We start from the raw sequence: 25,731 nt of genomic DNA, 5'->3' as shown, positions 1-25,731 counted from the left end.
CGTCGCAACCCGTCGCCCGAGCAGCCACGACACCCGGCACGCGGGGTTCGTCAGCCCGTCTGGTGCGAGGGCTCCGCCGTGGTGGGCCGGGGTTGCTGTTGCCACGGATCACCGCGGGCGCCGGCGGCGAGGTGTCGCTCGTAGCTGTCCACCTTGCCGTCGACGAGGTCGAGGCAGTCGCGCAGCCGCGTGAGCTGCTCGGTGATGTGGCGCCGGTGTTCACGGAGCAGTTCGAGCCGTTCGGCCTCGTTGCCGCTGCCCTCGCGAACGAGCTGGGCCAGGCGGCCGATGGTCGTGAGCGGCATCCCGGAGGCCCGGAACTTGACGCAGTTCGCCAGCCACTCGACGTCCCAGGTGCTGTAGACGCGCCTGCCGGACCTGTCACGCTGCACCTCGCTGGCCAACAGACCCGCACGCTCGTAGAGGCGCAGGGTGTGCACACTCAACCCGGTGCGCTGTGCCACCTGCCCGATGCTCAGTCCGCCGTCCGCCATGGCACCGACCGTAGCCCGTTGACCTAGACCCCGGTCTAGCACCTAGCGTCCGCCTCATGACCCACACCACATTCGGCCCGCACAGTACGACCGACGACGTCCTCGCCGGAATCGACCTCACCGGCACTACCGCAGTCGTCACGGGCGGCTACTCCGGCCTCGGTCTCGCCACCACCCGCGCCCTCACCCGGGCCGGGGCCCGGGTCATCGTCCCCGCTCTTCGGCCGGACGCGGCGCGCCAGGCACTCGCCGACACCGCCGGGGTCGAGGTCGACCGCCTCGATCTGGCCGATCTCACCTCCGTCCGCGCGTTCGCCGAACGGTTCCTCCGCAACCATCCCGCCCTCGACATCCTGGTCGCGAGCGCCGGCATCATGGCCTGTCCGGAGACACGCGTCGGCACCGGCTGGGAAGCGCACTTCGCGGTCAACCACCTCGGCCACTATGCGCTGACGAACCTGCTGTGGCCCGCCCTCACCGCCGCCGACACGGCTCGGGTCGTCTCGGTCGCCTCCGGGCGGGACCCGGCGTGGCGTATCCGGTGGGACGACGTGCAGTTCGAGCGCCGCTACGACAAGTGGGAGGCGTACACCCAGTCGAAGCTCGCGAACATCCTGTTCGCCCGCCACCTCGACCTGCTCGGCAGGGCACACCGCGTCCGCGCCTTCTCCGTCAACCCCGGCTGGATCCGCACGCCCCTGCAACGGCACCTCGCGGCCGAGGAGATGGTCGCAGCCGGCTGGATCGACGCGGACGGGAACTCCGCGCCGGGCCTGTTCAAGACCGTCGAGCAGGGCGCTGCCACCCAGGTCTGGGCCGCCACGTCACCCCAGCTCGACGGGAACGGCGGCGACTACTGCGTGGACTGCCACCGCACCGACAGCGACCCGACGGACAGTGGCGAGGCAGCTCGACTCTGGGCGTTGTCAGCCGAGCTGACCGGCCTCGATCTCATCGCCTGAGCCGGAGTCGTGCGGCGAGGGCGGGCTCCTTCCCGGAAGGCTTGTCGAATCAGGCTTGTCCTGCAATTCAGTTCATGGAAATCCGCGTCTTGATCTATGTCTGCACCATCCACAATTGAGCGAAGTTGCTGGACATGGGACCGAATTGCGTCTCAAGGCCGATGCCGGGCGCCACATGAATTCACTTCAATTGCTGGATGTCTCAACGTCGGAGAGCCTCATGAACAAACAAGGTGCTTTCTTCAGCTAATCGGTTGGTGCGACGAGACAGCAGGGGGACGCCATCGGCAGTATCGCCATGGCACCTTGAACGCGCTGCTCCCATCCGGGCGCATCACCAGCACATCGGGGAGACCTAAACACCAATGACCAACCCCTACGAGCCTGCCCAAAACCAGCCATCCTCGGGCGCTCAGCAGCCGGCACCGCCAACCGCTCAATTTGCTCAGGTACCCGCCGGCCAGTATCCGCCGCCGCCCGGGCAGAGTCCGGCGCCCGTGGCGCCGCCGTCCACGCGCAAGCGGTCGTGGCTGATCCCCACCCTCATCGGTGCGGCTGTCGTCGTGGTGCTCTGCTGCGGTGGTGGGCTCGTGATCGGCCTGACCGGCGATGACAAGAAGCCCGACGCGTCGGCCAGCACCGACATCCCCGCAGCTGGCAGCAGTGCCTCCGCACCGGCTGCGGCAGCGCCGAGCACGGTGCAGTCGGCACCCGCGTCGGCGAAGCCCGACCCGGTGACGACAACCGCCGCTCCCGACAAGCCCAAGACCTTCGGCACCGGTGACAAAGTGCGTGGCGGTGACTTCGAGTTCACCGTCAACAGCGTGAAGTGCGGGATTTCCCAGGTTGGCAGCGAGTTCCTGAACAAAAAGGCGCAGGGCACCTTCTGCCGGGCCAGCGTGACCGTCAAGAACGTCACCAAGAGCGCGCACACCTTCCACGCTGATGGCACCATCACCGCCCAGGACGGCTCTGGTCGGAAGTACGAGGTCGACGGCGAGGCAGCCATCTACGGCAACACCGACGGGCAGGGCTTCCTCGACAAAATCAACCCGGGCAACTCGGTGAAGGCAAACGTCTACTTCGACGTACCGAAGGGCACGAAGCTGAAGAGCATCACGTTCGATGCCGGCTTGTTCACTCTCGCCGAGGACGCTGTCGTCACTCTGTGACGGAGACGAACCAGCAAGGCGCCGGGCTCACGGATGTGGGCGTGCCTCGTCGTCATTAGACCAATCGATGGCGGCGAGGACGCTGATGCTCTCCAAGGCGGCGGATCGCCCGTCGTGCCGCCCTTGGTGGCACGACGGGCGATCGCTGTCGCGCACCAGGCATCGCCGTACCAGACGGCGGTTCTCCGGTCGCCCTGGTCTCGCGAGGGTCAGATCAGGGCCGCGGCCAGGGTGCGGAACGCGTCGGCGGGGAACGTCGTGTCGTCGCCGCCGTTGAGCACCTGGATCGCCACCTCGTCGGCGCCGGCCTGGTAGTGCTGCTCCAGGCCGGCCGCAACCTTCTCGACCGTCCCCCAGGGGATCAGGGCGTCGACGAGCCGGTCGCTGCCGCCGTCGGCGAAGTCCTCATCGGTCCAGCCGAAGCGCCGCAGGTTGTTGGTGTAGTTCGGTAGCGCGAGGTACCCGCTCGTGTACTGCCGGGCGGTGGCGCGTGCGGTGGTGGCGTCCGCGTCGAGGACCACCGCGACCTCGGGGGCGAGCAGCCGGTCTGGCCCGATCGCCGCCCGGGCCTCGGCGGTGTGCTCGGCCGGGACGAAGTACGGGTGGGCCCCGGCGGAACGGTCGCGGGAGAGTTTCAGCATCCGCGGGCCCAGGGCGGCCAGGATGCGTCGCTCGGGCGAGAGCCCGGCCGCGTCGAGGCCGTCCAGGTAGTCCACCATCCTTGAGTACGGCTTGCGGTAGTCGGTGCCGCCGCTCTCCACCACCACTGCGTGGCTGGCGCCGAGACCGAGCAGGAACCGGCCCGGATGCGCCCGCTCGGCGTCCTGGGCGAACGCCGCCACCTCGGGGGGCGACGAGTGCCAGATGCTCACGATTCCCGACGCGACCCCGATGCGCGTGGTCCCGTCCAGGATCTCCCGGAAGCGCGGGGCGACGTTCTCGCCGAAACCACCGGAGAACCAGATTCGTGAGTAGCCGAGATCCTCCAGCTCGGTCGCGGCGTCGATCACCGCGCCCCGACTCTCGCTGGCGAGGAAGAACGGTTGCCATACGCTGACGAATCGTTGTGCCATACCTGAACCCTACGGCCTGCGGCAGCGTCGCGGCGTGGGTTCAACCCGGCCGATGACCATCCGCCCCGGTCTGCTGTGGACAGTGATGGCGTCGGCCCGCTTCATCGCTCTCGTGGCCGGGGTGCCTGTCCGGCCTGGATCACTCACGGTGCCAGGCCGGCCTGGATCGCCAGGATGGCCGCTCGTACCCGGTCGCGGCTGCCGGTCTTGGCCAGCACGTTCGTCACGTGGGACTTGACGGTGCTCATCGACAGGTAGAGGCGTTCGGCGATCTCGTTGTTGTTGAGCCCGGCGCCGATCAGGGCCAGCACGTCGACCTCCCGGGCGGTCAACTGGTAGGTCGACAGGTCCACCCGGGTGGCCGGGCCGGTCGCCCGGACCCGGTCGAGGACGGCACCGGTGACCTCGGCGGAGAGGACCGCCTCGCCGGCCGCGACGGTGCGTACCGCGGCGATCAGGTCGCGGGCGCTGGACCGTTTCAGCAGGAACCCGCGCGCCCCGGAGGCGATGGCGTCCAGCACGTAGGCGTCGTCGTCGAAGGTGGTGACGACGATGACGGCCGGTGCGTGCGGGATCGTGGCCAGCTCACGGGTGGCCTGCAGACCGTCGAGCACCGGCATGCGGATGTCGACGAGGGCGACGTCGATGCGGGAGTCGCGGCGTACCGCGTCGAGGAACTGCCGGCCGTCGGCCGCCTCGGCCGCGACCTGGATGTCGGGTTGGGATCGCAGGATCAGGCTGAAGCCGTCCCGGACCAACTCCTGGTCGTCGGCGATCGCGACGCGGATCACCGGTTCGCCACCGGCAGGTTGGCCTGCACGACGGTGCCGCCGCCGGGGCGTTGGCCCAGCTCCCAGCTGCCACCGTACGCGGAGACGCGTTCCCCGATGCCGAGCAGACCCGACCCGCTGGTGGGCGTGCGGGGCGGTCCGACGCCGTCGTCGCTGACCCGCAGGCGGGCATGGTCGCCGACCCGGACCAGTTCGACCCAGGCCGCCGTGGCTTTCGCGTGCCGGGCGATGTTGGTGAGGGCCTCCTGGGCGATGCGGTAGACGGTCAACACCCCGATCTCGTCCAGACCCGGATCGGGGTCCAGTTGGACCCGCACCGTCACCCCCTGCTGGCGCAACGGCTGCGCGAGCAGTTCGTCGATGTCGGACAGGCGCGGCGGCGCGCTCACCGCGATCGACGCGTTCGGGTCGCGCAGGTGCACGACGAGAGTGTCGAGTTCGCTCAGCGCGGTACGGCCGCTGCCCGCTATCGCCCGCAACGCCGCCCCCGGGTCGTCGCTGAGTTGGCCCGCCTCGGCCTGCACCACCATCGCGGTGACGTGGTGGCCGACCACGTCATGCAGCTCGCGGGCCAGGTTGGTGCGCTGTTCGAGCCAGGCGGCCTGGCCGCGCAGGTCGGCTGTCTCCCGGGTGAGGGCGTAGCCGCGTGACCACGAGCGCAACAGGACCGCCAGGAGGTAGCCGGCCGTCACGAAGAACAACGGCTGCTCGTACAGCCCCCGCTCGTTGAGCAGTGCGATGCCGAGTGCGCCGGCCGCACCGGTCAAGCCACCCACCCAGCCCAGCCACGGGTGTCGGGCCGGGTCCTCGCAGGTGGAGACGAACACCAGGCCGGCGGCCGCGAGGCCGAGCTGCACCGATTCCCCGGTGCTGACGATCGCCACGAACCCCGCGCAGACCGCGAAGATCAGGGTTCGGTGGCGCGGGTGCAGCGCGGTGGCCCCGAGGCCGACCGGCAGCACCAGCCACGCCCAGCCGGCCGGAACGGACACGCCCCCCTCGACGGTGGTGACGACGGCGACGATGATCACGCCAACCACGCCGTACGCGAGTCGGCGCGCCCGCGCGGGGTCACGCAACAGTTCGCGGATTCCAGTGCTCACCCGCACAGTCTCCGCGACCAGCCGGAACGCCGACCAGTACCCAGGTACCGGATCGGCCGGCACCCCGGTACCGCCCGCGCGCCCAGATCGGCACCGCGGCACGTTCCGCGCGAACGCTCACCGGACGAACCTGCGGGGGTGACTCTCGTTGACTCCCGTGCCGCCCTCACCGTCGGCCCTTTCCGTACGGTTCCCAACTACATCACCGCCGTTCGTACGGTCGCCGCTGTCGCCGTCGGTGTCGTCGCCCTCGTCTCCGGTTCGATGGCATTGATGGCGGTATCGTATGGTATCTACTGGGTCGGCGACGTGCTCGACGGCTGGGCCGCCCGCCGACTCGGCCAGGAAACGCGAGCCGGGGCCGTCTTCGACATCGTGAGCGACCGCGCCTGCACCGCCGTGCTCTGCGGGGGCCTGGTCGCCCTCGTGCCTGAGGTCGCGGTCGTCGCGGTGGTCTTTCTGCTCTCGTTCCTGGTGCTGGACACCATGCTGTCGCTGGCGTTCCTGTGCTGGCCGGTGCTCAGCCCCAACTACTTCCACCTCGTCGACCGGCGGGTATGGGCGTGGAACTGGTCGCCGCTGGCCAAGGTCGCCAACACCGCCGGGGTGATCGGCGCCATCGCGTTCGGGCAGTACCGGCTCGCGCTGGCCGTCGCCGTCGCCGTCGTCGCGGTGAAGCTGTGGTCGGTCGCAGCGGTGCTCCGGCTGCTCCACCGGGACGGCCGGGCGTGAACAGCCTCGCCGAGGCCGCGGTGGCGCTCGGCTACGGTCTCGCCTCGGCGCTCGTCCCGGTCGTCAACGCCGAGGCGTACGCGGTGGTCGCCGGGCACCGTGGCGGGCACGCCCTCCTCGCCGTGCTCGCCCTGGCGCTCGGGCAGACCGTCGGCAAGCTGCTCCTGTTCGAATCGGCGCGACGCGGATCGGGGCGGCTGGCCCGGACGCTCGCGCGGCGCGACGAGTCAGGTCGCGCCGCGGCCCGGACGGCACGGTGGACCGCGCCGATCCGGCGCTGGCTCTCCCGCCGCCGCACCGCCCTGCCGACCGTGCTCGTCTCCGCCACGGTGGGGGTTCCACCGCTGGCAGTCGTCAGCCTCGCCGCCGGCACCGCGGGCCTTCGACGCTGGGAGTTCGCCGTCGTGTGCCTGTCCGGTCGGATGCTCCGGTTCGCGGTCCTCGTCCTGCCGGCGGCGCTGGCCTGACCGCCGGTTCACCTCAGAGGAGCCGGCCGTCGTGGGCGAGCAGGGCGATCTGGGTACGGTTGTCGAGATCCAGCTTGGTCAGGATGTGCGAGACGTGGGCCTTCACCGTCGTCACGCTCATCAGCAGCTCGCCGGCGATCTCGGCGTTGGAACGGCCGTGCGCGATGGCCAGCACGACGTCGCGTTCCCGGGGCGTGAGCACCGCCAACCGCCCTCGCGCCTGCTCGTAGGTCTCGGCTCCCGACGCGACCCGCTGCATGAGCCGGCGCGTCACCCCCGGCGACAGCATCGGGTTGCCGGCCGCCACCGCGCGGACCGCCTGGCTGATCTGCTCGGGTGGAGTGTCCTTGAGCAGGAAGCCGCTCGCGCCCGCTCGCAGGGCCCGCACCACGTGCTCGTCGGTGTCGAAGGTGGTGAGCACGATGATCTCGGGCGGCCGGTGGCGGCGGCGCAGGCGCTCGGTGGCGGTGATGCCGTTGACGCCGGGCATCCTGATGTCCATCAGCACCACGTCGGGCAGGTGCCGGTCCACAGCGGTGATCGCCGTGGCACCGTCGGCGGCCTCGCCCACGACGACGATCCCGTCCGCCCCGTCGAGCATCAGCGTGAGCATCCCCCGCACGAGGGGATCGTCGTCGACGATCACGACCCGGATCGGTCCCGTCACGTCGGCCACGGCAGCCACGCGGTGAGGTGGAACCGACCCGTGGCGTCGACGTGGTGGGTGACCCGACCACCGGTGAGCGCGGCCCGCTCGGCGAGGCCGATCAGACCCGTGCCGGCGCTGCCGGTGGCGTCGCCGTCGGGCGTGGTCGGGTTGCTCACCGCGATGCGCAGGCCCGTGCCGGGCGCGCCGCCGAGCACCAGCCGGACCGGCTGCCCGGCGGCGTGCTTGCGGGCGTTGGTCAGCGCCTCCTGCGCGATCCGGTACGCGGTGCGGCCCACCGCTGCGGGAATCTCGACCGGCGGACCGAGCGGGTCGTCGACCTCGATCCGTTGCCCGGCGGCCCGCGCCTCGTGGAGCAGGCTCGGCAGGTCGGCGAGGGTCTGCCCGGGTGGCGCGTCAGTCGGCGACTCGGCGTCGTCGCTGCGCAGCAGGGTGATGACCTCGCGCAGCTCGTCGAGGGCGTGATGGGCGCTGGCCCGGATCACCCCGGCGGCGGCGCTGAGCCGCTCGGGCGGCGCGTCCGGCCGGTACTCCATCGCGCCGGCCGCCGCCGCCAGCAGTGACAGCCGGTGGGCCAGCACGTCGTGCATCTCCCGTGCGATCCGGCCGCGCTCCGCCGCCCGCGCCTCGTCGACCCGCCGTTCCTGCTCCCGCTCGGCCCGCCGGGCCCGGTCCCGCAGCTCCGCCAACAGGGCGTTGCGGGCCTGCGCCCAGGTGCCCCAGCCGAACAGGGCCGCGTACGCGATCGTCATCAGCACCAGCCGCCACCCGTACGGCAGGCTCGGCACCGGCCGCCAGAACGCCTGCACCGCCTCACCCGCCACGCTGACCGCCGCCACCGCCGCCGCCTGGCGAAACGGCCGGTTGCGGGCGACGAACAGCACCGCGAAGCTGGCCACCGGCGTGACCACCGGGGACAGCGCGACGAGCACACCGGCCAGCACACCACCGGTGCGCGGGCGGCGGATGACCACCGGAACGAGGATCAGGGCGGTCACCGCCAGCGCGACGTCGACGCCGATCATTCCGGCGGAGCTGGACCGGGTGGCGGACCACAGCATGGTCGCGACGAGGACGCCGACCACCGCTGTCGTCACGCCCACCCGAGCGAATCGCCACGCCCCGGGCGGTTCGACCTCGCACGCCGCCGCATCCACATCGCGCACGCTACTGCGCTGGTGGCGGGCCGGACCACCTCCTTTGGTAGTACGCCGAGCCGCCGGCGGACGTACCCGTCGCGGCGTCCGGACCGACGCGTCCCGCCCGGCCCGGTCCGCAGACTCAGGCCATGACGAAGAACCTTCCCCTGGTACGGGCCATCGTGGCGGCCGGCGCGATCGTGGTGGCGGTGGCCGAGTTCGCGTTGCTGCACTCGGCTGCCGGCGTCGACCTGTCGGTCAGGTCCGGCAGCTCGACCCGACAGGTCACTGTGGGCGCTGTCATCGTCGCCGCGGTGGTCGCGGCGCTGGCGGGCTGGGCGCTGCTCGCGGTGTTGGAACGTCGTACCGACCGCTCCCGTGTCTGGTGGACCTCGACAGCGGTGACGGTCCTGCTGCTGTCGCTCGTGGTCGGGCCACCCAGTGGCGTCGGCGGGGCAGCGAAAGCGACCCTCGCGCTGCTGCACCTGAGCGTCGGCCTCGTCCTCATCCTCGGCCTGCCCCGGCCCCGACCGGCAGGGGCGGACCGGTGACCGCCCTGACCGTCCGCAAGCAGGACGGGGCGTTCGTCCTCGACTCCGGGTCACGCGCCTCGCTGCGTACCGGCTGGACCTGGCGGTGCGGTGAGATCCGCACCGGCACCGGCCGCTGGACGGTCGAACCGACCGGCCGCCGACGGACCGGATTCACCGCCCGGGGCGAGTACGGCGTGCCGGTGCGGCTCGACCCGGGCCGGTCGCACGTGCCGGGGCCGGGCGGGGTGGCGCGCTGGCTGCCCGGTCACTGCGGTGGTGAGCTGGTCCGCGACGGGCACCGCCTGGCGGTGCGGCTTCCCGGCCGACGGGGTGGGCCGATCCGCGTCGACGTCACCGGCGAGTGGGCCGAGCTGGAGTTGGTGGTGCTCACCGCCTGTTTCGCGCTGATGAGCCAGCGGCGGCGGCGCACCCTGATCATGATGGCGGTGGTCAGCGGGGCCGGTGGCTGATCGTTCGACGGCGGAGCGTGCGACGCGACGCGGTGGGGTCGGTCGGCCCTGGTCCGACGGCGCGACCGCGACGCGTGTCCACGGCGAGCAGGGTGAGCGCGGCCAGCGCCAGCAGCCCGCCGACGAGCGCCAGCGGGCGGGCCCCCGAGGTGGGCAGCAGGGCACCGCCGAGCAGTGACCCGCCGGCGATGCCGGTGTTGAAGGCGATGCTGACCCCGGCCGACGCGATGTCGGTGCTGCCCGGGGCCAGGTGCAACATCCGGTTCTGCACGGCGGAGCCGAACGCCGCGTACGCGAGGCCGATCCCGGCGAGGAACGCGACCACACCCGGCTTGAGCGCGCCGAGCGCGTACAGCCCCAGCAGCGACACCATGCCGATGCTCAGCGGCGTCAGCAGCGAGGCGATCGGTCGGCTGTCCAGAGTCCGCGCCGCGACCAGGGTGCCGACGACCCCGGCCGCGCCGGAGACGAACAGCAGCGGTGCCAGCACCGCGTCGGCGAAGCCGCTGACGTCGAGCAGGAACGGTGTCACGTAGGTCTGCAGGGTCATGAAGCCGCCGATGCCGAGGGCAGTGGCGATCAACAACACCACGAAGCGACGCCCGTCCGGCGCGGAGCCCCGGGCGGCGCCACCAGCGGCCGGGGGATAGGACGGGAGGAGGACCACCACCGCGGCGGCGATCGCCAGACCGACCCCGGCCAGCACCGCGAACGCGGCGCGCCAGCCGGCCTGCTGCCCGAGCCAGGTGCCGAGGGGTACGCCGAGCACCGGGGCGAGCGTCGCCCCGGTCGCGAACAGGGCCACCGCCCGGCCGCGTACCGCGACCGGAAACGGTCCGATCACCGTCGCCGTGGCGACGGACCAGAACAGCGCCTGGGCGAGGGCGGTGACCAGACGGGCACCCGCCAGCACGGTGTACGTCGAGGCGAGCGCGGCGGCGGCGTTGGCGGCGGCGAACAGCAGCATCGTGACGCCGAGCAGCTGCCGCCGGGGGATCCGCTGGGTCAGCCGGGTCAGCGGCACGGACGCCAGCACCACCACCACGGCGTACCCGCTGACCAGCAGTCCCACCTGTGAGCGGGACCGGCCGAGATCGGGTGCGATGTGGGTGAGCAGACCGACCGGCAGCAGTTCGGTCGTGATGAACGCGAACGCGGCGAGGGAGAGCGTGACGAGCACCGCCCTGGCCCTTCGCGGCGACACCTCCGGTGCCATGGTCCACCCCCGTTCCAGGGGTCACCGTAGTGGAGTCCCCGACCTCAGCTCCGCTCGCGGGTCTCTCGACGGACGTCGATCCCGTCACGGGCGGGCCGGTTGCCGTTGTCGACGGCCGGGCCTGCGCTCACTGTCGGGTCCGGAACGGGGCGAGGACGGCGCGGATCTGCTCAGCCGCACCCCAGTCGTCGTCGAACTGGGCCAGCACGGCGAGGTGCTGCCGCAGTTGGATGAGCGGCATGCGGGCCTCCCAGCCGCCGTCGAGCGAGGTCAGCTCCGCGTAGAGCGCGAACATCCGTCGTGCCTCGGGTGGGGGAGAGGTGGACCACACGTGCGCGAGGTCCACCTCGGCCCACATGTACGACACGGCCGGGTCGATCAGCGCTGGCTCTCCGTCCACGGTCGCCATGATGTTCTGTGCCCACAGGTCGCCGTGCGTCAGACACGCCGGCCGGTCCGGCAGCAGGTCCGGCAGCCGGTCGCAGAGCCGTTCCAGCGCGGCTCGGTCCGCCGCGTCCAGCGCCGCCTCGACGCGGGGCTGATCGAGCCAGCGAAGCAGCCGGTGCTCGGCGAAGAAGGCGAAGCCGTCGTCGTTCCAGGTGTTGATCTGGCGGCGGCGACCCAGCCAGTTGTCGTGGTGCCAGCCGAAGCGCGGATGGGTGGTGCTCAGGTGCAGGCGGGCGAGCAGGTGCGCGAACCGCTCCCAGAAGACCTCGCTCTGCGGCCTGGCCCGCAGCACCGACAACACCAGCAGGTCCCGATCCGCCAGGATCACCTCGGGGGTCGCCACCCCGCCGAGCTCGCGCAGCGCGGCCAGCCCGTCGGCCTCGGCGGCGAAGACGTCGTCGGCCGGCGGATCGGCGAAGCCCTTGACGAACACCGGCGGAGCGTCCCGGCGGGTGGCGATGCCGGCCAGCGCCGCGAGCCCGCCCGTCACCGGCCGCACCGTCACCACCTCACGCATGCCGGCCCGGTGCAGCCGCTCCAGCAGGGTCATCCGGGATGCTCCTCGTGTCCGGCGACGGTCAGCCGATCCTAGGTGGCCGGTCGCGGCTCGTCCTGCCGGTGTTGGACACTGCTGGGCATGCGTCACCTGTCGGTGGACCAGCAGCGGCTGGAGCGGGTCGTCCGGGAGTTCGGCGCGCGGTGGACGAGAGACGCCGCCGACATCGAGACCTACCTGGCGGCGCAGGTCGCGGACACCAGCCACCGCGAGGTCGTCGGTCCGCTGCTCGCCGCCAGTGGGGCCAGCGGCGTCGTCCTGGTCGGCGGTCGCGAGGTCGCGGCCTGGGGCGACCCGGACGTCCCGGAGATGGCTTTCAGCGTCACCAAGTCCGTGGTGTCCGTGGTGGCCGGCCTGGCCTTTGACGACGGGCTGTTGGTGCCGGACCAACCGGTGCACCAGGTCGTCGACGTCGCTGAGTTCCGCGGGCCGCACAACGAGCAGATCACCTGGCGTCATCTGCTGCAGCAGTCGAGCCAGTGGGAGGGCGAGCTGTGGGGCAAGCCGACGAGCGTCGACGCGCAGAGCTTCCGCGAGCGGACGGAGGTGCACGGCACGCCTCCGGGGCAGGGGTGGGCGTACAACGACGTGCGGATGAACCTGCTGGCGTACGCGTTGACGCTGCTGCTCCGCCGGTCGCTGCCGGAGGTGCTGCGGCAGCGGGTCATGGACCCGCTGGGCGCCTCCGACCGGTGGTCGTGGCACGGGTACCGGACGAGCGTCGTCGACATCGACGGTCGCCCGACCGCTGTGGTCTCCGGCGGCGCACACTGGGGCGGAGGGCTGATCGTCCCCGCCCGGGACCTGGCCCTGATCGGTCAGCTCTTCCTGGACCGGGGGACCCATGCCGCGACCAGGCTGCTCAGCGCCGAGTGGGTTGATCAGTCGTGGTCTCCGTGCCCGGTGAAGCGGGAGTACGGCTATCTGTGGTGGCTCAACGACGATCAGGTGCCGTGGCCGGGAGCCCCGGCCACCGGCCGCAGCGCCCGGGGCAACGGCGGACGACACCTGCTGTGGGTGGATCCGGCCCGGGAGCTGGTCCTCGTCTCCCACTGGACCGAGGAACCGCTCGAACTGATCCGTGCGGTATCCCGCGCCGTCGGCCGGTCAGGGCCGGTTGTGGACGAACCACACGTCACCGGCCGATAGGGCGACGGCGACCTCCCACCGGCGCAGGTCGAGGTTCGGGGCGAGCGCCTTGAGCTGACCGGCGGCGACCCACGCCTCGTCACCCGGCGTCGGACGACGGCCCACCTGGAACTGCAACATGGTGCCCCAGGACGCGACCAGTCGGGCGTCCCACCGGTGCCGCCACTGCGCCAGCACCTCGGCGAGCTTCCGCTGATGTTCGCAGGTCAGCGCACCGTAGAAGTCCACCCAGTACGCCGAGCTGCGGACGTCGCTGGTGGGCACCAGCATGAGCAGGACGCTGTCGGGCGTGAACCAGTAGTCGGTCTGCGTCACGAGCCGCACCTTGCCGAGCACCTGGGCGTGCAGGTCGGCGTCGGTGAGCAGCCGGTCGTACATCGCCCGTTCCAGCACCGGGACGGGCGTCGGCAGCGCCACGTCCGACACCAGGGCGCTCAGGTCGACGCGGGTCGTGCCGCGCGCATGGTAGTCGATCTCGTTCTGCTCGACCTGCTGGTCCTCGCTGTAGTGGCGGTAGCTCAGCCAGGGTGCGGAGGCTGCGGCGGCCTCGGCGAACGCGCGCAGCTCGGATTCCGACGGACCCTGCTCGGGCTCCGGCCGGATCGTGAGCCCGTCGTCGAAGTCGTCGGTGACCAGGACGGGCCGACGTCCGGTGACCGGCACCAGCGCGTCTGCGGCCCGCCAGGCCTCGTACAGACGATCGGGGTCGACGTCGGCGACGAGGATGGTGCCCGCCGGGCCGTGCCCGATCGGCAGGCCGGCCAGTGGGGTGCCCACGAACGCCGCTTCGATCCGGGCGAGGTCGTCTCGCCGGTCGACGGGTATCCCGCTCATGCGAAGCGGTCGGCCAGCTTCGTCAGCTTGCTGACGTAGGCCGGCCAGTCGAAGTCGTCGGGGAGGATGGTGCTGTCCCGCCGAAGGCCGATCGCCGCGTCGTGCTGTTCGCGGATGATGTCGGCGTGCCCGGCGTGACGGGCGAGATCGCAGGTCACGTGGATGATGATCCGGTGCAGGGTCACGTCCTGCGAACCGGGCCGCCACCACGACACGTGCCCCGGCGCGTCGAGCGGTAGCTGGTCGATCGTCTGGTCGGCGAACGCGGCGACCCGGCGATACAGGTCGATCAGCCCGTCCTTCGTCTCGTCCTCCGTGGCGTACCAGTCGGCCTGCGGGTCCTCGTCGAACGCCGCCATCGGGACCAACTCGTCAGGGGTCGGGAACTCGCGGCCGAAGGTGGGCCCGAAGTAGCCGGCTTCGACATTGAGGCAATGCTTGAGAATGCCCAGCAGGTTGTTTCCGGTCGCCGTGCGGGGCAGCCTGACCTCGCGTTCGCTGAGCCCGTCGAGCTTCCAGATGAGGTCTTCGCGGGTCCCTCGAAGGTAGAGGTGCAGCGCAGCCTTCATGTCGCTCAGATCAGCCATGCCGGCCAGTCTTCCCTACCCGTCTGACGTTTTGGCAACCTCGGCGGGCCGGTGCCGGGGCACCGGCCCGCCGAGCGACGTGGTCAGCTTCCGGTGCAACTCGCGGTGGCTCCGCTGCCGGTGCCGGTGCCCTGGAATCCGAAACTGGTGGCCTGTCCCGCGGCCAGTCGCCCGTTGTAGCTCTGGTTCGTGACGGTGATGGTGCCGCTGGTGCCGCTGCTGACCCCGTTCCACAGCGAGCTGACCGACGCGCCGCCGGGCAGGGTGAGGGTGACCCGCCAGCCGGTCAGCGCGGTGGTTCCCGCGGTGACGCTGACGTTGGCGACGAATCCGCCGTTCCACTGGTCCTGCACGGAGTAGACAGCGGTGCAGCCGGGGGTGCCGGTGGGCGGCGGCGTGGTGGGAGGTGGGGTGGTGGGAGGTGGGGTGGTCGGCGGCGGCGTGGTGGGCGGTGCGCCGTCGTCGAGCGTCAGGTTCTTCTGCTGGACGCTCCACTGGCTGCGGCACAGACCGCAGTCGGCGCCGACGAAGTTGCGACCGGCGGTGGTGTCACCCTTCAGGCGCCACTTGAAGTAGAGGGTCGCGACCCGACCGAACTCGCCGCCGTTGGTCTGGTCGTAGGTGCCGCCGTGCCCGACGTTCAGGTTGCCCATGAAGGCGGGCAGGCCGGCGGGGAGTTTGCCCCAGTCGTCCATGGCGTTCGGGTACGCGATGTCGCTGGGCCCGCCGACGAAGTAGGCGATCGGCTTGGTCAGCCTCCGGAGCTGGTAGTCGTCGGCGTCGTTCAGCAGTCCGCTGCTGAAGATGCCGGTCGTGGTGACGCGCGGGTCGTTCGAGACGGCGTACGCCTCCAAGCCTCCGCAGGAGAAGCCGGCGACGGCGACCTTGCTCGTGTCGATCTTGTTGTAGTACTTGCTGCCCTGCCGGGAGTTCTCCGCGACGGCCCAGTCGATGGACTGGGTGAGCATCTGGGAGGTGGTGGAGCCGGACCCGTTCGGAGCACCATTGGCGATGGCCAGGAAGCCGTGGGAGGCGATCTCGCGGAGGAAGTTGCCCTGGGAGAGGCCGTTGGCCGAGCAGCCGCCGTTGCCCCACACGACGATGGGCAGGCGTTCGGACGGGAGTGTCTGGGGTCGGAAGATGGTGTGATTGGCAAGGGTGGTCGAGGTTTCGTAGTCGGCCGGGTAGGGGCCGGAGCCGCCGACGGCGGCGGACGCCGGTGTCCCGCTCAGCGCCATGATCACGGAGGTGACCGGGACGATGGCGGCCGCCAGGCCCGCGTAGATCTTCGATCGCCTTCTCATTGAACCCTCCAGGAACAGTCACGGTGGCGCTCCCTGGGGTGGTGGTGTCATCCGCACCCCGACGAAGGTGGTCGGCGCTGGCCACGGGTCTGGTCGACAGGGGCGCGTCGCGGCCTGGGCGGTGGCCGTGCCCTCGGCCACCACTGCCCGCTCGTCCGGCGCCGGCGACCGCCCGGCCGCGGTCCCCACAGGCGATCCGATGGGAGCTGTGTGCAGTTACTATCACTCTCGTAACGAAAAGTGTCAATGTCTCGGCTATTCTGACTGGCCGCGACCGGTCAGCCAACAGGTGGTCTGCCGCCGATCGGCGCCGGGCGGGAGGGGTTCCTCGACGCCCGGAAATGGGTGATCCACGACGAGGCCTGCGGCCAGTGCGGCGTCATCACCTCGACCAGACGCGCCTGGGCGAGCGAGCCGAGCATGGTGTGGATGTCCAGGAAGGTCTCCCGGGCCTCGGCACGGGGCCAGGGCTGCGGTAGCAGATGCGCGGGCAGGTCCGGGTCGACGTCGGCGAACTTCCGCCAGGAGTCCATGGCTGAGGTGCGCGCCACCAGCGCCCGGGCCCCGTCCACCTCCCCGTTGCGCGCGGCCGTTCGCAGTTGCGCGTACCGCGCGACGAAGCTCGCGTACGCCGAGGCGAGAGCGGTCAGGTCGTACGCGGCGGCCGGACCGTGTGGCCCGGTCTCCTCGTCGAACCGGGCGTGCAGGACCGACCACCGGGCGCCCTCCACGTGCCGCAGCAACGCACGCAGCGCCTCCCGCACCGGCGCGGCGTCGGACCCCGGCCGGATCCACACGCGGTCGTACAGGCCCACGAAGCCCAGTGCGCTCAACGACCTGCGCAGCGCGTGACGGGACGCCTGGCCGGAACTCGGAAGGGAGAAGGACGCCAACAGCCACTCGCCGGTCCAGGACGCCGGGTGGGAGCCGAAGTTCAGGAAGTGCTGCATCCGGGAGCGGTGCTTGGCGATCGCCTGCGGCGTGAGGTGGTAGACCGGCGGCCGGCGGTTCCCCCGCACGGCGATGAGACCACGCTTGACCAGCCGGGACAGCGCGGCACGGGCACTGGACTCGCTGACCCCGAACTCGCCCAGCATCGCGATGACCGCCGTCGAGGGCAGGTCGGCCTCCGCGGAGTCGAGGTACTCGCCGAGCAGGGTCGTCAGAAGGTGCTGCGGGCTGGACCCGGCCTGGGCCCGGGGGGTTCGGACGTCGTCGGCGGGCTCGTGGAGGTTCACCTCACCAGACTGCCGCACCACGACGCGCACGGGCCTCGTCACGAGCAGGGCGGGGTAAGGCGCTGCCCGGGGCGGACGAGGGCACTATCGTTCTGGCGTGCACATCCGCTTCGACGTCCCCGCCGATCCCGCCTACCCCGGCCGGGTGGCCGCCGCGCTCGGCGCCGTCCGGCTCCGCAGATTCGGCTATATCGGAGCGGTCCTGACGGCGGTCGGGGTCATCGGCCTCGTCATCTCGCGGGGGTTCGGGTGGGGCGAGCGGAGTGCACCGCTGTGGACCGCGCTGGTCGTTGCCGGTGTGCTGTCGATGCTGTACCGGCCGTGGGTGCTGGCCCGCGCCCGACGCCGCTCCGGCCGCTACGCCGTCGCGGGCGCGTACGACATCACCGATGACAACATCATGATGCGCAGCGGCTCCGAGTCCGGTGGCATCGCCTGGGACGGGGTCGACCAGGTGCGCGACGTCGGAGATTTCTGGGTCGTGTACGTCGGCCGGATGCCGGCGACCGTGATCCCGCGCTGGCTGATGGCCGCCGAGGACGCCGAGACGTTGCGCGCCCACCTGACCGAACGAGGGCTGCTGGGACATCGGTGAGCCCGGCTGGCGTGCCGGAAAGCGGCACGCCAGCGTCGCGGAATCGGGCCGCCGTGTCGGCATCCGCGGCCCCTGATCGGCGACGGCTACCTATCCTCGACGGAGATGCACCACATCTGAGTGGTGGCCGTCGGCCCGACGGCTGACAGGAGGCCGTCATGAGCAGCAAGGATCGACCTGCGGGGATCAGCCCCACGGCGGTGGAGTCAGCGCCGGGGCTGTGGCGGATCGACCTGCAACGGCACGACCTCAGCATCCCCGGGCGGGAGGTCATTCAGACCCGGGTGGAGTTCACGCCGGATTCGCCACCGTTCAAGCACTTCCACCCCGGCGAGGAAATCATCTGCGTTCTGCAGGGAACGCTGGAATACCGGCTCGAGGGGCAGCCGCCCGTGGTGTGCAATCCCGGCGACGCGCTGACCGTTCCGTACGGTGTGCACCACCAGGCCCGCAATGTCGGTGACGGTATCGCTGTCGAGCTGGCCACGTACGTCGTCGAGAAGGGGAAACCACTTCTCACCAAGGTGGAGTGAGTCGGGGGCCAGGCGAGTCGCCTGGCCCCCTCCGTGCGGGCTCGGTCAGCCCAGGTACTTCTCCCACGGACCGGTGATGGCCAGGGTGAGGCCCGGGTCCTGCATGTTGACGAAGAGCACCTTGCCGTCGGCGCTGAAGGTCGGCCCGCAGAACTCCGAGTCGTTGAGCTGGTTGCGGGCGATCGGGTACGTCGGGCCGCCCGGGATGGTGCTGAGCACGTGCGAGGCGCCGGAGCCGTCCTCGGCGAGCACGAGGCTGCCCCACGGGGTGACCGTCACGTTGTCCGGGCCGTCGAAGGTGAGGTCGGTGTACCTGACCGCCGTGCCCTCCTCGGACTGGGTCTGGTGCGGGAAGTACGTCACCAACTGGATGGTCTGGTCCTTGAAGTTGTAGAACCACACCATGCCGTCGTGCGGCGCCGCGTCCGCCGGCAGGTCACCCTCGTCCCAGGCGTACGAGTTGACCACGTACACGCCCTCGTCGGTGGCCCACACGCCCTCGAACTTGCGTCCCCGGGTGACCTCGCCGTCGGCGAACTGCTCGCGTACCGACGTGGTGCGCGCGTCGCGGTCCGGCACCTCGATCCAGCGGACCGGGAAGGGGCGGCCCAACTGGGCGGAGGTCAGGTACGCGACGTCCGGCAGCACCGAACCGTCGTCCATGATGATCTGCATGGCGGCGAGGACACCGGCGTTCGGTGCGAGGCGGGTGAGCACGCCCGGGCCCAGCTTGACGCCGTGCGGCGCCGTCCAGCGGTAGAAGAGGCCGTTGGGCCCGTCGGCGTCCTCGGAGAGGTAGATCCGGGTGCGGTCCCTGTCGACGGCCAGAGCCTCGTGGGAGTAGCGGCCCAGGCACTTGATCGGCTTCGGGTCGGCGCTGCCGTCGGCCCACACCTCGAAGACGTAGCCGTGGTCCTTCTGGTAGACGCCGGAGCGACTGCCCTCTTCCCACTTGTCGCCGGCCCGGTCCTCGGTCTCCTCGCAGGTGAGCCAGGTGCCCCAGGGGGTCGGCCCGCCGGCGCAGTTGGAGATGGTGCCGGAGAGCGCCACGAACTCACCCAGGTTGCGGCCCGCGAGGTCGGCCTTGATCACTGTGCAACCGCCGGCGTCGACGGCGCCCGCGTCGTAGACGGTCCCCTTGACGTGCGGCACACCGAACTCGGCGCCCGGGTCGATCTCGTGGTTCTGGATCAGGGTGTACCGGCCCCGGCCGGCGTCGTAGACGGCCATGCCGTCGTGGTCCGAGGGGGTCACGCCCTGGCCGCGGTCGAGCCGGGTGACGCCGGTCCGGGTGATCACCGTGTAGCTGAAGCCCTTGGGCAGGGCCAGGACTCCCTTGGGGTCGTCCACCAGCGGCGGGAAGGGCACGTTGCCGGGCTTCACCGGCGGGTGCGGCCGGGCCGGGCTGGCCTGGGCCAGGGACGGCAGGCCGCCCGCGACGGCAAGGCCGACGCCGGCGGCGGCACCGCTGGCGAGGAAGGTACGACGAGAGGAAGGCACGCGGATCAGCTCCTGGTCAGGACAAGTGCGACGGCTCGCAGCCAACTCCTGCGGGCGGACGGCGACACGTCACCAGTGGGAGCGGACGGTGACATCGGGGTGAAGAGTCAGGGTCGCGACGGCGTGCGGGTTGTGGTGTCGGCGGCCTGCGGGCTTGACCTTGACGCTGCGTCAACCCTCCATGCTGACGCCATGAGCATCCCGCCACCAACAGCGCAGGTCGAGCAGCCAGCGATCCACGTGCACGGCCTGGAGAAGTCGTTCAAGCAGCTGAGGGTGCTGCGCGGCGTCGACATCGACGTGGCGCGCGGCAGCATCTTCGCCCTGCTCGGCTCGAACGGGGCCGGCAAGACCACCGTGGTGCGAATCCTGGCCACGCTCCTGAAGGCCGATGGGGGGACCGCCCGGGTTGCCGGCTTCGACGTGGCGACCCAGGCCGCCGACGTACGGCAGGCGATCAGCCTCACCGGGCAGTTCGCGGCTGTCGACGAAATCCTCACCGGCCGGGAGAACCTGGTCCTGGTCGCCCGGTTGCGGCACCTCAGTGAGCCCGGCGTGATCGCTGACGACCTGCTGCGGCGCTTCTCGCTGACCGAGGCGGGCAGCCGCAGGGTGCGGACCTACTCCGGCGGCATGCGTCGCCGGCTGGACATCGCGATGAGCCTGATCGGGAACCCGCCGGTGATCTTCCTCGACGAGCCGACGACCGGGCTGGACCCGGAGGCGCGCATCGAGGTGTGGCAGGCGGTCAGGGAACTCGCCAGTGGCGGCACCACAGTGCTGCTCACCACCCAGTACCTCGACGAGGCGGAGCAGCTCGCCGACCGCATCGCGATCCTGCACGAGGGCCGGATCGTCGTGAACGGCACCCTCGACGAACTCAAGCAGCTCCTGCCACCCGCCCAGGTCGAGTACGTGGAGAAGCAGCCGACCCTGGAGGACGTCTTCCTCACCCTCGTCGGCACGAAGACGGAGAAGGAACAACGATGAACAAGCACTTCCTCGGCGACACGACGGTCCTGCTGGGACGCTCACTGCGCCACATCGCCCGCAGCCCGGACACCATCATCACGACCGCTGTCATGCCGATCGCCTTCCTGCTGCTGTTCGTCTACGTCTTCGGCGGCGCGATCGAGACCGGCTCCGACTCGTACGTGAACTATCTGCTCCCCGGCATCCTGCTCATCACCATCGCGTCGGGCATCTCGTACACCGCCTTCCGGCTGTTCCTGGACATGCAGGGCGGCATCTTCGAACGGTTCCAGTCCATGCCGATCGCCCGATCCTCGGTGCTGTGGGCGCACGTGCTGACCTCGCTGGTCGCCAACCTGATCTCGCTCGCCGTGATCGTCCTCGTGGCCCTGGTGATGGGCTTCCGCACCGGCGCCGGGGTGCTGGACTGGCTCGCCGTCGCCGGCATCCTGCTGCTGTTCACCCTGGCGCTGACCTGGATCGCCGTGATCCCCGGCCTCACCGCGAAGTCGGTGGACGGCGCGAGCGCGTTCTCGTACCCGCTGATCTTCCTGCCGTTCGTCAGCTCGGCCTTCGTGCCCACCGCGTCGATGCCCGGCCCGGTGCGCGCCTTCGCCGAGCACCAGCCGGTGACCGCCATCGTCAACGCGATCCGGGACCTCTTCGCGCAGAAGCCGGTCGGTGCCGGCATCTGGGCCGCCCTGGCCTGGTGCGTCGGGATCCTCGTGGTCGCGTACGTGTTCGCCAACCTGACCTACCGCCGCAAGATCTCCTGATGCGGATTCGGGTGGGGCCGGACGACTCGCAAGGCAGGATCAGTGCATGCTGACGATCAGCCAACTGGCGGCGTACGCCGGCGTCACGGTGCGGGCGGTGCGCCACTACCACCAGATCGGGTTGCTGCCGGAGCCCGAGCGGGACGCCTCGGGCTACCGGCGGTACGGCGCCACGGCGGCGGTGTCCCTCATCCGGATTCGGATCCTCGCCAACGCCGGGGTGCCGCTGTCCCAGATCGGTCAGATGCTGGAGGCCGACGCGCCGACCTTCGCCGCCGCGGTCGCTGACATCGACAGGCAGTTGGGCGACGAGATCGCCCGACTGGAGGCCAGCCGTCAGCAGATCGCGCAACTCGCCGCCGGGGACCGGCTGGCACTCCCGCCGCAGGTGATCGCCTATCTCGACCGGCTCCGGGAGATCGGGGCCTCGGAGCGGGTGGTGGCGGGCGAGCGGGACGGCTGGATCCTGATGTCGGCCCGTTGGCCCGACCGCGTCGGCGACTGGATGCCCGGCAAGATCGCGCAGCTGGATGACCCGCAGGTCGTTCGGCTGTACCAGATCCTGTCCGGGGTCTTCGACAGCGACGCGGGCGACGACGCGCGCCTGGAGGAAGCCGCCGACCTCATCGCCGGCCTGGCCGAGCAGGCGTACGCCTCCGGCGAGATCGACCTCGGCGAGGTGGGGCAGGACGACCTGCCGTTCGACCTGCTGGACGCGCTCGCCGTCGAGGCCGACCCGCGGTTGCAACGCCTGCTGGACCTCGTCCGGGAGCGGGGCTGGGCCGGGCTGGCCAGGTTGGAGCGGCTGCCGGCGTCCCCCGACTGACCATCGCCACGAACCGCGGTCAGCTCTGCTGGTAGTTCACCGCGGCGAACCCGCACGGCTGGTGCAGGTGCAGGTAGTAGGCGCCCTCGCCGACCTCGTCCAGGTCGGCACCCCCGATCAGGCCCAGGTAGTCCATCGGCTCGCCGCAGCCGGGGCAGTCGGGGTGCTCGGCGTCCTGGATCCAGTCGGGCCGGCCACCCACCGTCGAGCCACCCTCGTTCCAGGCGCTGGCCTGGTACGGGCTCGCCAGGGCCGGCCCCGGAACCGGGAGCAGCGTCGGCGGGTCCTCCGGCCCGACGTCACCGCCCAGGTAGCTCGGACGGGTGTTGTCAGCCCACCAGTCGGTGGTGCCGGCCGGCGTGACCCGGCTGTACAACGTCGTGTAGCAGGCGCAGAAGTGGCAGGTCTCGATGACCAGGCGGCCGGACCAGTCGGTATGTGCCAGCGCGGCGCGGATCGTGGGGTCGGTGGTGTCAAGGTCGGCGGCGACCCAGAGGGGTGACGTGCACCAGGGGCAGGCGGGTCGGTCGGCTGGCGCGGGCCCGTCCCGCATGACCCACCGGTACGCGAGGTCAGCGCACAGGTCCCGGCGGTTGCCGTCCGGCCCGATCGTCCAACCGCCCTCGAGGGCATAGCTCAGCACGCCGACGTGCAGGTCGTCCGCACCGGCTGGCGGCTGCGTCGACCAGCGACGCAGGGCACGCTCGGCGAGCGGGTGCCCGCTGTGGGCCAGGATGAGGAGCAGATGGTTGAGCTGGTCCGGCGTCCGCCCGCCGTCGATCTGCTCGATGACCCGGCTGACCACGTCGGCGTTCGCCGCCCGGTACAACGTCGCCGGCCACAGCAGATCGAGGTCGAGCAGACTTGCGTGGTACGGCGACAGTCTCCGCGGATCGGCGGCACCGATCCCGGTCAACTCCTCGATCGCGTCGTCGTCCCCGTCCGCCGCTCTGCCGATCAGTTCCTCGATCACCAGCGGATGGTAGCCGGGTGGCGGCCGCGCTTGTGAGGTCGGCGATCCGTTGACGCATCCGGCGCGGCTCGCCACCACCGGCGGGACGCCAACGCCGCCAGTCCGGCGCCGGCGGCGTTGAGCAGGACGTCGTCCACCGACGACACCCGGTCGAGCCGCAGGACGTACTGGGCGGTCTCGACCAGGATGGAGGAGCCGGCCGCGAGGGCCAGGATTCGCGGTACCGACGCCAGCGCCCGGAACCGCAGCGGGGCGAAGAACCCCACCGAAGCGAAGACCAGCAGATTGCCGACGACCTGGACCGTCGCCGTCAGCGGGCCCCCGTCGGAAAAGATCGTGAGCAGGTCGCGTAGCGGCACCAGGGCCACCCGGCCGGACACCACACCGGCCTGGTCGCCCGGCAACATGATCATCCAGACCCACGGCACCGTGCCGTAGACGATGCCGACGTCGGCCAGCGACGTCCGCCACGCCGAGGTGGTGCCGGCGGCACGTCGGCGGCGCGCCACCGCCCACACCGTCAGCGCGGCCAACGGCAGCAGGAGCACCGTGATGAGGACGACGCCGTTGATCGTGCCGAGCCAACCGTGCCAACCCTTGACCACGCGCCCCCGCCTCTCGCCCGGCCCCGAAACCTACCCGGACCGGGCGGCGCGCGTTCGCCCGTTTGTGACACCCGTGGGTCGGGGACAACAGCGGCATGGCGACGCAGATCCTGGTGATCCAGGGAGCCGGTGCCGGCGTACACGACGAGTGGGACAACCGGCTGGTGGACAGCCTGCGCCGTGAGCTCGGGGACGGGTACGAGGTCCGCTATCCGCGGATGCCCGACGAGGACGACCCGAGCTACGCCACCTGGAGTACCGCCATCCGGCGGGAGATCGCGGCGCTGGCCGACGGGGCGGTCGCCGTGGGCCACTCGGTGGGCGGGACGATCCTCGTCCACACCCTCGCCGAGCAGCCACCACAGCGGGTGCTCGGCGCGATCGTGCTGATCGCCGCCCCGTTCGTCGGCACCGGCGGCTGGGCCGCCGACGAGTTCGAGTTGCCGCCCGACCTCGGCGCGAGGCTGCCGCGCGGGGTGCCGGTGCACGTGTTCCACGGCCTCCGGGACGACACGGCGCCACCGTCGCACGCCGACCGGTACGCCGACGTCATCCCGCAGGCGCGTCTGCACCGGCTGCCGGAGCGCGATCACCAGCTCAACGATGACCTGCGCGAGGTGGCTGCGGTGATCCGGCGCGGTCCGGCGACCGCAGCGGACCGTGTTCCGCCGCGGTCGCCGCTCGTCTGAACCCGAAGCTGGTGCTCAGCGCATCACGGGTTCAACCGCACCTCGGGCTGGTGGCGGCGGGTGAGGCGATCGATGCCGGTAACAATGGCGGCGATCACCGTGATGAGGATTGCCAGTGGTAGCGGCTGACCGTCGAAGTGCCGCATCGCCGTGTTGACGAGAAGCGGGTCGGGGATGAGCCACCCGGCCAGGAATCCGGTGAGTCCGACGCCGACGATGACGGCGGGCCGATGGCGGCGGACCGCGAAGGCGGCGACGACAGCGGCGGTGGCGGCGGCGAGGATCCCCAGGACCGTCGGCACGGCGTCGAGAACGTAGACGCCGTGGCGTCCCCATGCTCCGGTGCCTTTCCAGGCGAGGATCCCGAGCGGGACGAGGGCCCACCAGAACAGGCGCGGCCGGGGCGCGGTCCACCGCTCGCGGGCGGCGATCACGAGCAGGACGAGGATCGAGACCGGTACGGCGGTGGTGAAGAGCTGTTGGCCGAGGTTCGTGCCCACGGCGCCGCCGTTGCGAGCATCGACGACGAACCAACCGACGGTGGCCGTCAGGAATATCGCCTGTACGGTGAGGGCGGTCCGGGCCGCGCCGCACAGCCAGGCGATCAGCGGTGCGAGGGGCAGCAGGCCGAGACCGACTGTCTGTGGCCAGCCGGCGATGATGGCCGGCATGTCGGTGGCGAGGACGGCGCCGGTGAACAGGTCCAGGGTCTGACCGGCGGGCTGGGTGCCGGCGGCGACGAGCAGGGCACTGAGGCCAGTGGTGAGGGCCGTGGTGGTGACGGGCGTGGTGAGTCTCAGTCGGATCGCCAGGGCGACGATGTGCAGCGTCTCGTGCCAGCTCGGGTGCCGGCGGCCGTGGTCGAGGTCCAGCAGCAGTCCGAGCAGTTCCTCGCCGCGGGCGGTGCGGTGCGCGGCTGGCAGCAGCCGCAGCAGCCGTCGATATCGTCGCTCCAGACTGCTCATGCCCGGGTTCATCCGGTGTTCCCGAGGCGCGGAGTGTTGCGGGCGGCACGCTTGCTGAGGCGCTCCTCGGCGAGCCGGACCGCTCCGGCCATCCGCTGGCTCTCGGCACGGATGGCGTCTGCCCCCGCGTCGGTCAGTTTGTAGAAACGTCGCAGCCGACCCTTCTCCACCTCGTCGTGGTCGGGGGCGATCAGCCCCTGGGCGACGAGGCGGTCAAGGGCTCCGTAGAGGGTGCCGGCGCGTAACCGGATCCTGCCGTCGGTCATCTGGTCGACCTCCGTCACCACGGCGTAGCCGTGCCGGGGTTGGTCGGCGAGGGCGGAGAGGATCAGGAACGTCTGCTCACTGAGGTCCATGCACGAT

Annotated in this window: 30 protein-coding genes; 13 read left to right on the top strand and 17 right to left on the bottom strand. The window is 71.2% G+C overall.

The features are described 5' to 3' along the window. Positions 1-50 precede the first annotated feature (50 nt). Positions 51-494, bottom strand: coding sequence for a MerR family transcriptional regulator (locus KBX26_RS15040; protein WP_210865676.1), 444 nt, complete (start codon positions 492-494; stop codon positions 51-53). A 56-nt stretch (positions 495-550) separates the two neighbouring features. On the opposite strand from KBX26_RS15040, the gene KBX26_RS15035 reads away from it, so the two are divergent. Continuing rightward, the gene (locus KBX26_RS15035; RefSeq protein ID WP_210865675.1) at positions 551-1,456 is read left to right on the top strand and encodes an SDR family NAD(P)-dependent oxidoreductase; all 906 of its coding nucleotides are present in this window, start codon (positions 551-553) and stop codon (positions 1,454-1,456) included. A 365-nt stretch (positions 1,457-1,821) separates the two neighbouring features. Continuing rightward, entirely contained in the window at positions 1,822-2,628 is an 807-nt protein-coding gene (locus KBX26_RS15030) for a DUF4352 domain-containing protein (RefSeq protein WP_210865674.1), read from the top strand. Positions 2,629-2,837: 209 nt separating this feature from the next. Here the strand turns inward: KBX26_RS15030 and KBX26_RS15025 are convergent, their stop codons facing one another. From KBX26_RS15025 to KBX26_RS33005, 3 genes are all read right to left on the bottom strand, one after another. Then, on the bottom strand, positions 2,838-3,701 hold the full coding sequence (locus KBX26_RS15025) for a TIGR03620 family F420-dependent LLM class oxidoreductase (protein WP_210865673.1): 864 nt from the start codon (positions 3,699-3,701) through the stop codon (positions 2,838-2,840). Positions 3,702-3,844: 143 nt separating this feature from the next. Beyond that, positions 3,845-4,492: a response regulator transcription factor gene (locus tag KBX26_RS15020; RefSeq protein WP_210865672.1), complete on the bottom strand. Its 648-nt coding sequence runs from the start codon at positions 4,490-4,492 to the stop codon at positions 3,845-3,847. Continuing rightward, complete coding sequence (locus KBX26_RS33005; protein ID WP_210865671.1) at positions 4,489-5,595, bottom strand: sensor histidine kinase; 1,107 nt, start codon at positions 5,593-5,595, stop codon at positions 4,489-4,491. Before KBX26_RS33005 ends, KBX26_RS15020 begins: the two co-directional genes overlap by 4 nt. A gap of 138 nt (positions 5,596-5,733) precedes the next feature. On the opposite strand from KBX26_RS33005, the gene KBX26_RS33000 reads away from it, so the two are divergent. Further along, positions 5,734-6,327, top strand: coding sequence for a CDP-alcohol phosphatidyltransferase family protein (locus KBX26_RS33000; RefSeq protein ID WP_210865670.1), 594 nt, complete (start codon positions 5,734-5,736; stop codon positions 6,325-6,327). Beyond that, the gene (locus KBX26_RS15005) at positions 6,324-6,794 is read left to right on the top strand and encodes a hypothetical protein (protein WP_210865669.1); all 471 of its coding nucleotides are present in this window, start codon (positions 6,324-6,326) and stop codon (positions 6,792-6,794) included. The genes KBX26_RS33000 and KBX26_RS15005 overlap by 4 nt, the downstream gene beginning before the upstream one ends. A gap of 13 nt (positions 6,795-6,807) precedes the next feature. On the opposite strand, the gene KBX26_RS15000 is transcribed toward KBX26_RS15005, so the two are convergent. Continuing rightward, entirely contained in the window at positions 6,808-7,470 is a 663-nt protein-coding gene (locus KBX26_RS15000) for a response regulator transcription factor (RefSeq protein ID WP_210865668.1), read from the bottom strand. Then, positions 7,458-8,558 carry a sensor histidine kinase gene (locus KBX26_RS14995; RefSeq protein ID WP_210865667.1) on the bottom strand — a complete coding sequence of 367 codons (1,101 nt, stop codon included), beginning with the start codon at positions 8,556-8,558 and terminating at the stop codon, positions 7,458-7,460. Before KBX26_RS14995 ends, KBX26_RS15000 begins: the two co-directional genes overlap by 13 nt. Positions 8,559-8,749: 191 nt before the next feature. Here KBX26_RS14995 and KBX26_RS32350 point away from each other — a divergent pair, with 191 nt between their 5' ends. Continuing rightward, positions 8,750-9,151 (top strand): DUF6069 family protein, encoded by a 402-nt coding sequence (locus KBX26_RS32350; protein WP_247680641.1) that lies wholly within the window; start codon positions 8,750-8,752, stop codon positions 9,149-9,151. Beyond that, entirely contained in the window at positions 9,148-9,603 is a 456-nt protein-coding gene (locus KBX26_RS14985; RefSeq protein WP_030333783.1) for a hypothetical protein, read from the top strand. The genes KBX26_RS32350 and KBX26_RS14985 overlap by 4 nt, the downstream gene beginning before the upstream one ends. On the opposite strand, the gene KBX26_RS14980 is transcribed toward KBX26_RS14985, so the two are convergent. After that, a complete protein-coding gene (locus KBX26_RS14980; protein WP_210865666.1) occupies positions 9,584-10,819 on the bottom strand; it encodes an MFS transporter in 1,236 nt (411 codons plus the stop codon). The genes KBX26_RS14985 and KBX26_RS14980 overlap by 20 nt on opposite strands. A gap of 127 nt (positions 10,820-10,946) precedes the next feature. Further along, positions 10,947-11,816 carry a fructosamine kinase family protein gene (locus KBX26_RS14975; RefSeq protein WP_210865665.1) on the bottom strand — a complete coding sequence of 290 codons (870 nt, stop codon included), beginning with the start codon at positions 11,814-11,816 and terminating at the stop codon, positions 10,947-10,949. Positions 11,817-11,903: 87 nt separating this feature from the next. On the opposite strand from KBX26_RS14975, the gene KBX26_RS14970 reads away from it, so the two are divergent. After that, positions 11,904-12,971 carry a serine hydrolase gene (locus KBX26_RS14970; protein ID WP_210865664.1) on the top strand — a complete coding sequence of 356 codons (1,068 nt, stop codon included), beginning with the start codon at positions 11,904-11,906 and terminating at the stop codon, positions 12,969-12,971. Here KBX26_RS14970 and KBX26_RS14965 read toward each other — a convergent pair. The 4 genes from KBX26_RS14965 to KBX26_RS14950 form a co-directional block, all read right to left on the bottom strand. Then, on the bottom strand, positions 12,930-13,805 hold the full coding sequence (locus tag KBX26_RS14965; protein WP_210865663.1) for a DUF4253 domain-containing protein: 876 nt from the start codon (positions 13,803-13,805) through the stop codon (positions 12,930-12,932). The genes KBX26_RS14970 and KBX26_RS14965 overlap by 42 nt on opposite strands. Continuing rightward, complete coding sequence (locus KBX26_RS14960; RefSeq protein ID WP_210865662.1) at positions 13,802-14,392, bottom strand: DinB family protein; 591 nt, start codon at positions 14,390-14,392, stop codon at positions 13,802-13,804. The genes KBX26_RS14965 and KBX26_RS14960 overlap by 4 nt, the downstream gene beginning before the upstream one ends. A gap of 83 nt (positions 14,393-14,475) precedes the next feature. Continuing rightward, positions 14,476-15,696 (bottom strand): cellulose binding domain-containing protein, encoded by a 1,221-nt coding sequence (locus tag KBX26_RS14955; RefSeq protein WP_210865661.1) that lies wholly within the window; start codon positions 15,694-15,696, stop codon positions 14,476-14,478. Between the two features lie 278 nt (positions 15,697-15,974). After that, positions 15,975-16,934 carry a PaaX family transcriptional regulator C-terminal domain-containing protein gene (locus KBX26_RS14950; RefSeq protein WP_210865660.1) on the bottom strand — a complete coding sequence of 320 codons (960 nt, stop codon included), beginning with the start codon at positions 16,932-16,934 and terminating at the stop codon, positions 15,975-15,977. A 97-nt stretch (positions 16,935-17,031) separates the two neighbouring features. On the opposite strand from KBX26_RS14950, the gene KBX26_RS14945 reads away from it, so the two are divergent. Together KBX26_RS14945 and KBX26_RS14940 are read left to right on the top strand one after the other, a co-directional pair. Then, complete coding sequence (locus KBX26_RS14945) at positions 17,032-17,529, top strand: YcxB family protein (protein ID WP_030333798.1); 498 nt, start codon at positions 17,032-17,034, stop codon at positions 17,527-17,529. Positions 17,530-17,687: 158 nt separating this feature from the next. Beyond that, positions 17,688-18,062, top strand: coding sequence for a cupin domain-containing protein (locus KBX26_RS14940; protein WP_030333800.1), 375 nt, complete (start codon positions 17,688-17,690; stop codon positions 18,060-18,062). A 45-nt stretch (positions 18,063-18,107) separates the two neighbouring features. On the opposite strand, the gene KBX26_RS14935 is transcribed toward KBX26_RS14940, so the two are convergent. Continuing rightward, positions 18,108-19,562, bottom strand: coding sequence for an alkaline phosphatase PhoX (locus tag KBX26_RS14935; protein ID WP_210865659.1), 1,455 nt, complete (start codon positions 19,560-19,562; stop codon positions 18,108-18,110). A 192-nt stretch (positions 19,563-19,754) separates the two neighbouring features. Between KBX26_RS14935 and KBX26_RS14930 the strand changes: the two genes are divergently transcribed. From KBX26_RS14930 to KBX26_RS14920, 3 genes are read left to right on the top strand one after another with little or no spacing between them, the layout of a single operon-like run. Next, positions 19,755-20,552: an ABC transporter ATP-binding protein gene (locus tag KBX26_RS14930; RefSeq protein ID WP_030333804.1), complete on the top strand. Its 798-nt coding sequence runs from the start codon at positions 19,755-19,757 to the stop codon at positions 20,550-20,552. Continuing rightward, positions 20,549-21,310: an ABC transporter permease gene (locus KBX26_RS14925; RefSeq protein WP_210865658.1), complete on the top strand. Its 762-nt coding sequence runs from the start codon at positions 20,549-20,551 to the stop codon at positions 21,308-21,310. Before KBX26_RS14930 ends, KBX26_RS14925 begins: the two co-directional genes overlap by 4 nt. Before the next feature lie 46 nt (positions 21,311-21,356). After that, a complete protein-coding gene (locus tag KBX26_RS14920) occupies positions 21,357-22,136 on the top strand; it encodes a MerR family transcriptional regulator (protein WP_210865657.1) in 780 nt (259 codons plus the stop codon). Positions 22,137-22,155: 19 nt separating this feature from the next. Here KBX26_RS14920 and KBX26_RS14915 read toward each other — a convergent pair whose 3' ends face one another. Together KBX26_RS14915 and KBX26_RS14910 are read right to left on the bottom strand one after the other, a co-directional pair. Continuing rightward, entirely contained in the window at positions 22,156-23,109 is a 954-nt protein-coding gene (locus KBX26_RS14915; RefSeq protein ID WP_210865656.1) for a hypothetical protein, read from the bottom strand. Beyond that, complete coding sequence (locus KBX26_RS14910; RefSeq protein ID WP_210865655.1) at positions 23,106-23,714, bottom strand: VanZ family protein; 609 nt, start codon at positions 23,712-23,714, stop codon at positions 23,106-23,108. The genes KBX26_RS14915 and KBX26_RS14910 overlap by 4 nt, the downstream gene beginning before the upstream one ends. Before the next feature lie 95 nt (positions 23,715-23,809). Here KBX26_RS14910 and KBX26_RS14905 point away from each other — a divergent pair, with 95 nt between their 5' ends. Then, on the top strand, positions 23,810-24,403 hold the full coding sequence (locus tag KBX26_RS14905; protein WP_210865654.1) for an alpha/beta fold hydrolase: 594 nt from the start codon (positions 23,810-23,812) through the stop codon (positions 24,401-24,403). A 23-nt stretch (positions 24,404-24,426) separates the two neighbouring features. Here the strand turns inward: KBX26_RS14905 and KBX26_RS14900 are convergent, their stop codons facing one another. Both KBX26_RS14900 and KBX26_RS14895 read right to left on the bottom strand, forming a co-directional pair. Further along, on the bottom strand, positions 24,427-25,368 hold the full coding sequence (locus KBX26_RS14900; RefSeq protein ID WP_210865653.1) for a hypothetical protein: 942 nt from the start codon (positions 25,366-25,368) through the stop codon (positions 24,427-24,429). A gap of 8 nt (positions 25,369-25,376) precedes the next feature. Next, entirely contained in the window at positions 25,377-25,724 is a 348-nt protein-coding gene (locus KBX26_RS14895; RefSeq protein ID WP_210865652.1) for a PadR family transcriptional regulator, read from the bottom strand. Positions 25,725-25,731 lie beyond the last annotated feature (7 nt).

Source organism: Micromonospora sp. C97, assembly GCF_018070385.1.
GTDB lineage: Bacteria > Actinomycetota > Actinomycetes > Mycobacteriales > Micromonosporaceae > Micromonospora > Micromonospora parva.
Note: the sequence above shows the minus strand (reverse complement) of the source record. Positions and strands in the feature narration are given on the sequence as shown.

Excerpts from the sequence above, each read along its gene's own strand:
- KBX26_RS14970 (WP_210865664.1), top strand. The coding sequence starts at position 11,904 with ATGCGTCACCTGTCGGTGGACCAGCAGCGGCTGGAGCGGGTCGTCCGG.
- KBX26_RS14965 (WP_210865663.1), bottom strand. The coding sequence starts at position 13,805 with ATGAGCGGGATACCCGTCGACCGGCGAGACGACCTCGCCCGGATCGAA.
- KBX26_RS14925 (WP_210865658.1), top strand. The coding sequence starts at position 20,549 with ATGAACAAGCACTTCCTCGGCGACACGACGGTCCTGCTGGGACGCTCA.
- KBX26_RS14930 (WP_030333804.1), top strand. The coding sequence starts at position 19,755 with ATGAGCATCCCGCCACCAACAGCGCAGGTCGAGCAGCCAGCGATCCAC.
- KBX26_RS14960 (WP_210865662.1), bottom strand. The coding sequence starts at position 14,392 with ATGGCTGATCTGAGCGACATGAAGGCTGCGCTGCACCTCTACCTTCGA.
- KBX26_RS14980 (WP_210865666.1), bottom strand. The coding sequence starts at position 10,819 with ATGGCACCGGAGGTGTCGCCGCGAAGGGCCAGGGCGGTGCTCGTCACG.
- KBX26_RS14920 (WP_210865657.1), top strand. The coding sequence starts at position 21,357 with ATGCTGACGATCAGCCAACTGGCGGCGTACGCCGGCGTCACGGTGCGG.
- KBX26_RS15040 (WP_210865676.1), bottom strand. The coding sequence starts at position 494 with ATGGCGGACGGCGGACTGAGCATCGGGCAGGTGGCACAGCGCACCGGG.
- KBX26_RS14905 (WP_210865654.1), top strand. The coding sequence starts at position 23,810 with ATGGCGACGCAGATCCTGGTGATCCAGGGAGCCGGTGCCGGCGTACAC.
- KBX26_RS32350 (WP_247680641.1), top strand. The coding sequence starts at position 8,750 with ATGACGAAGAACCTTCCCCTGGTACGGGCCATCGTGGCGGCCGGCGCG.
- KBX26_RS14900 (WP_210865653.1), bottom strand. The coding sequence starts at position 25,368 with ATGAGCAGTCTGGAGCGACGATATCGACGGCTGCTGCGGCTGCTGCCA.
- KBX26_RS14955 (WP_210865661.1), bottom strand. The coding sequence starts at position 15,696 with ATGAGAAGGCGATCGAAGATCTACGCGGGCCTGGCGGCCGCCATCGTC.
- KBX26_RS14895 (WP_210865652.1), bottom strand. The coding sequence starts at position 25,724 with ATGGACCTCAGTGAGCAGACGTTCCTGATCCTCTCCGCCCTCGCCGAC.
- KBX26_RS15030 (WP_210865674.1), top strand. The coding sequence starts at position 1,822 with ATGACCAACCCCTACGAGCCTGCCCAAAACCAGCCATCCTCGGGCGCT.
- KBX26_RS14975 (WP_210865665.1), bottom strand. The coding sequence starts at position 11,816 with ATGACCCTGCTGGAGCGGCTGCACCGGGCCGGCATGCGTGAGGTGGTG.
- KBX26_RS15025 (WP_210865673.1), bottom strand. The coding sequence starts at position 3,701 with ATGGCACAACGATTCGTCAGCGTATGGCAACCGTTCTTCCTCGCCAGC.
- KBX26_RS14940 (WP_030333800.1), top strand. The coding sequence starts at position 17,688 with ATGAGCAGCAAGGATCGACCTGCGGGGATCAGCCCCACGGCGGTGGAG.
- KBX26_RS15035 (WP_210865675.1), top strand. The coding sequence starts at position 551 with ATGACCCACACCACATTCGGCCCGCACAGTACGACCGACGACGTCCTC.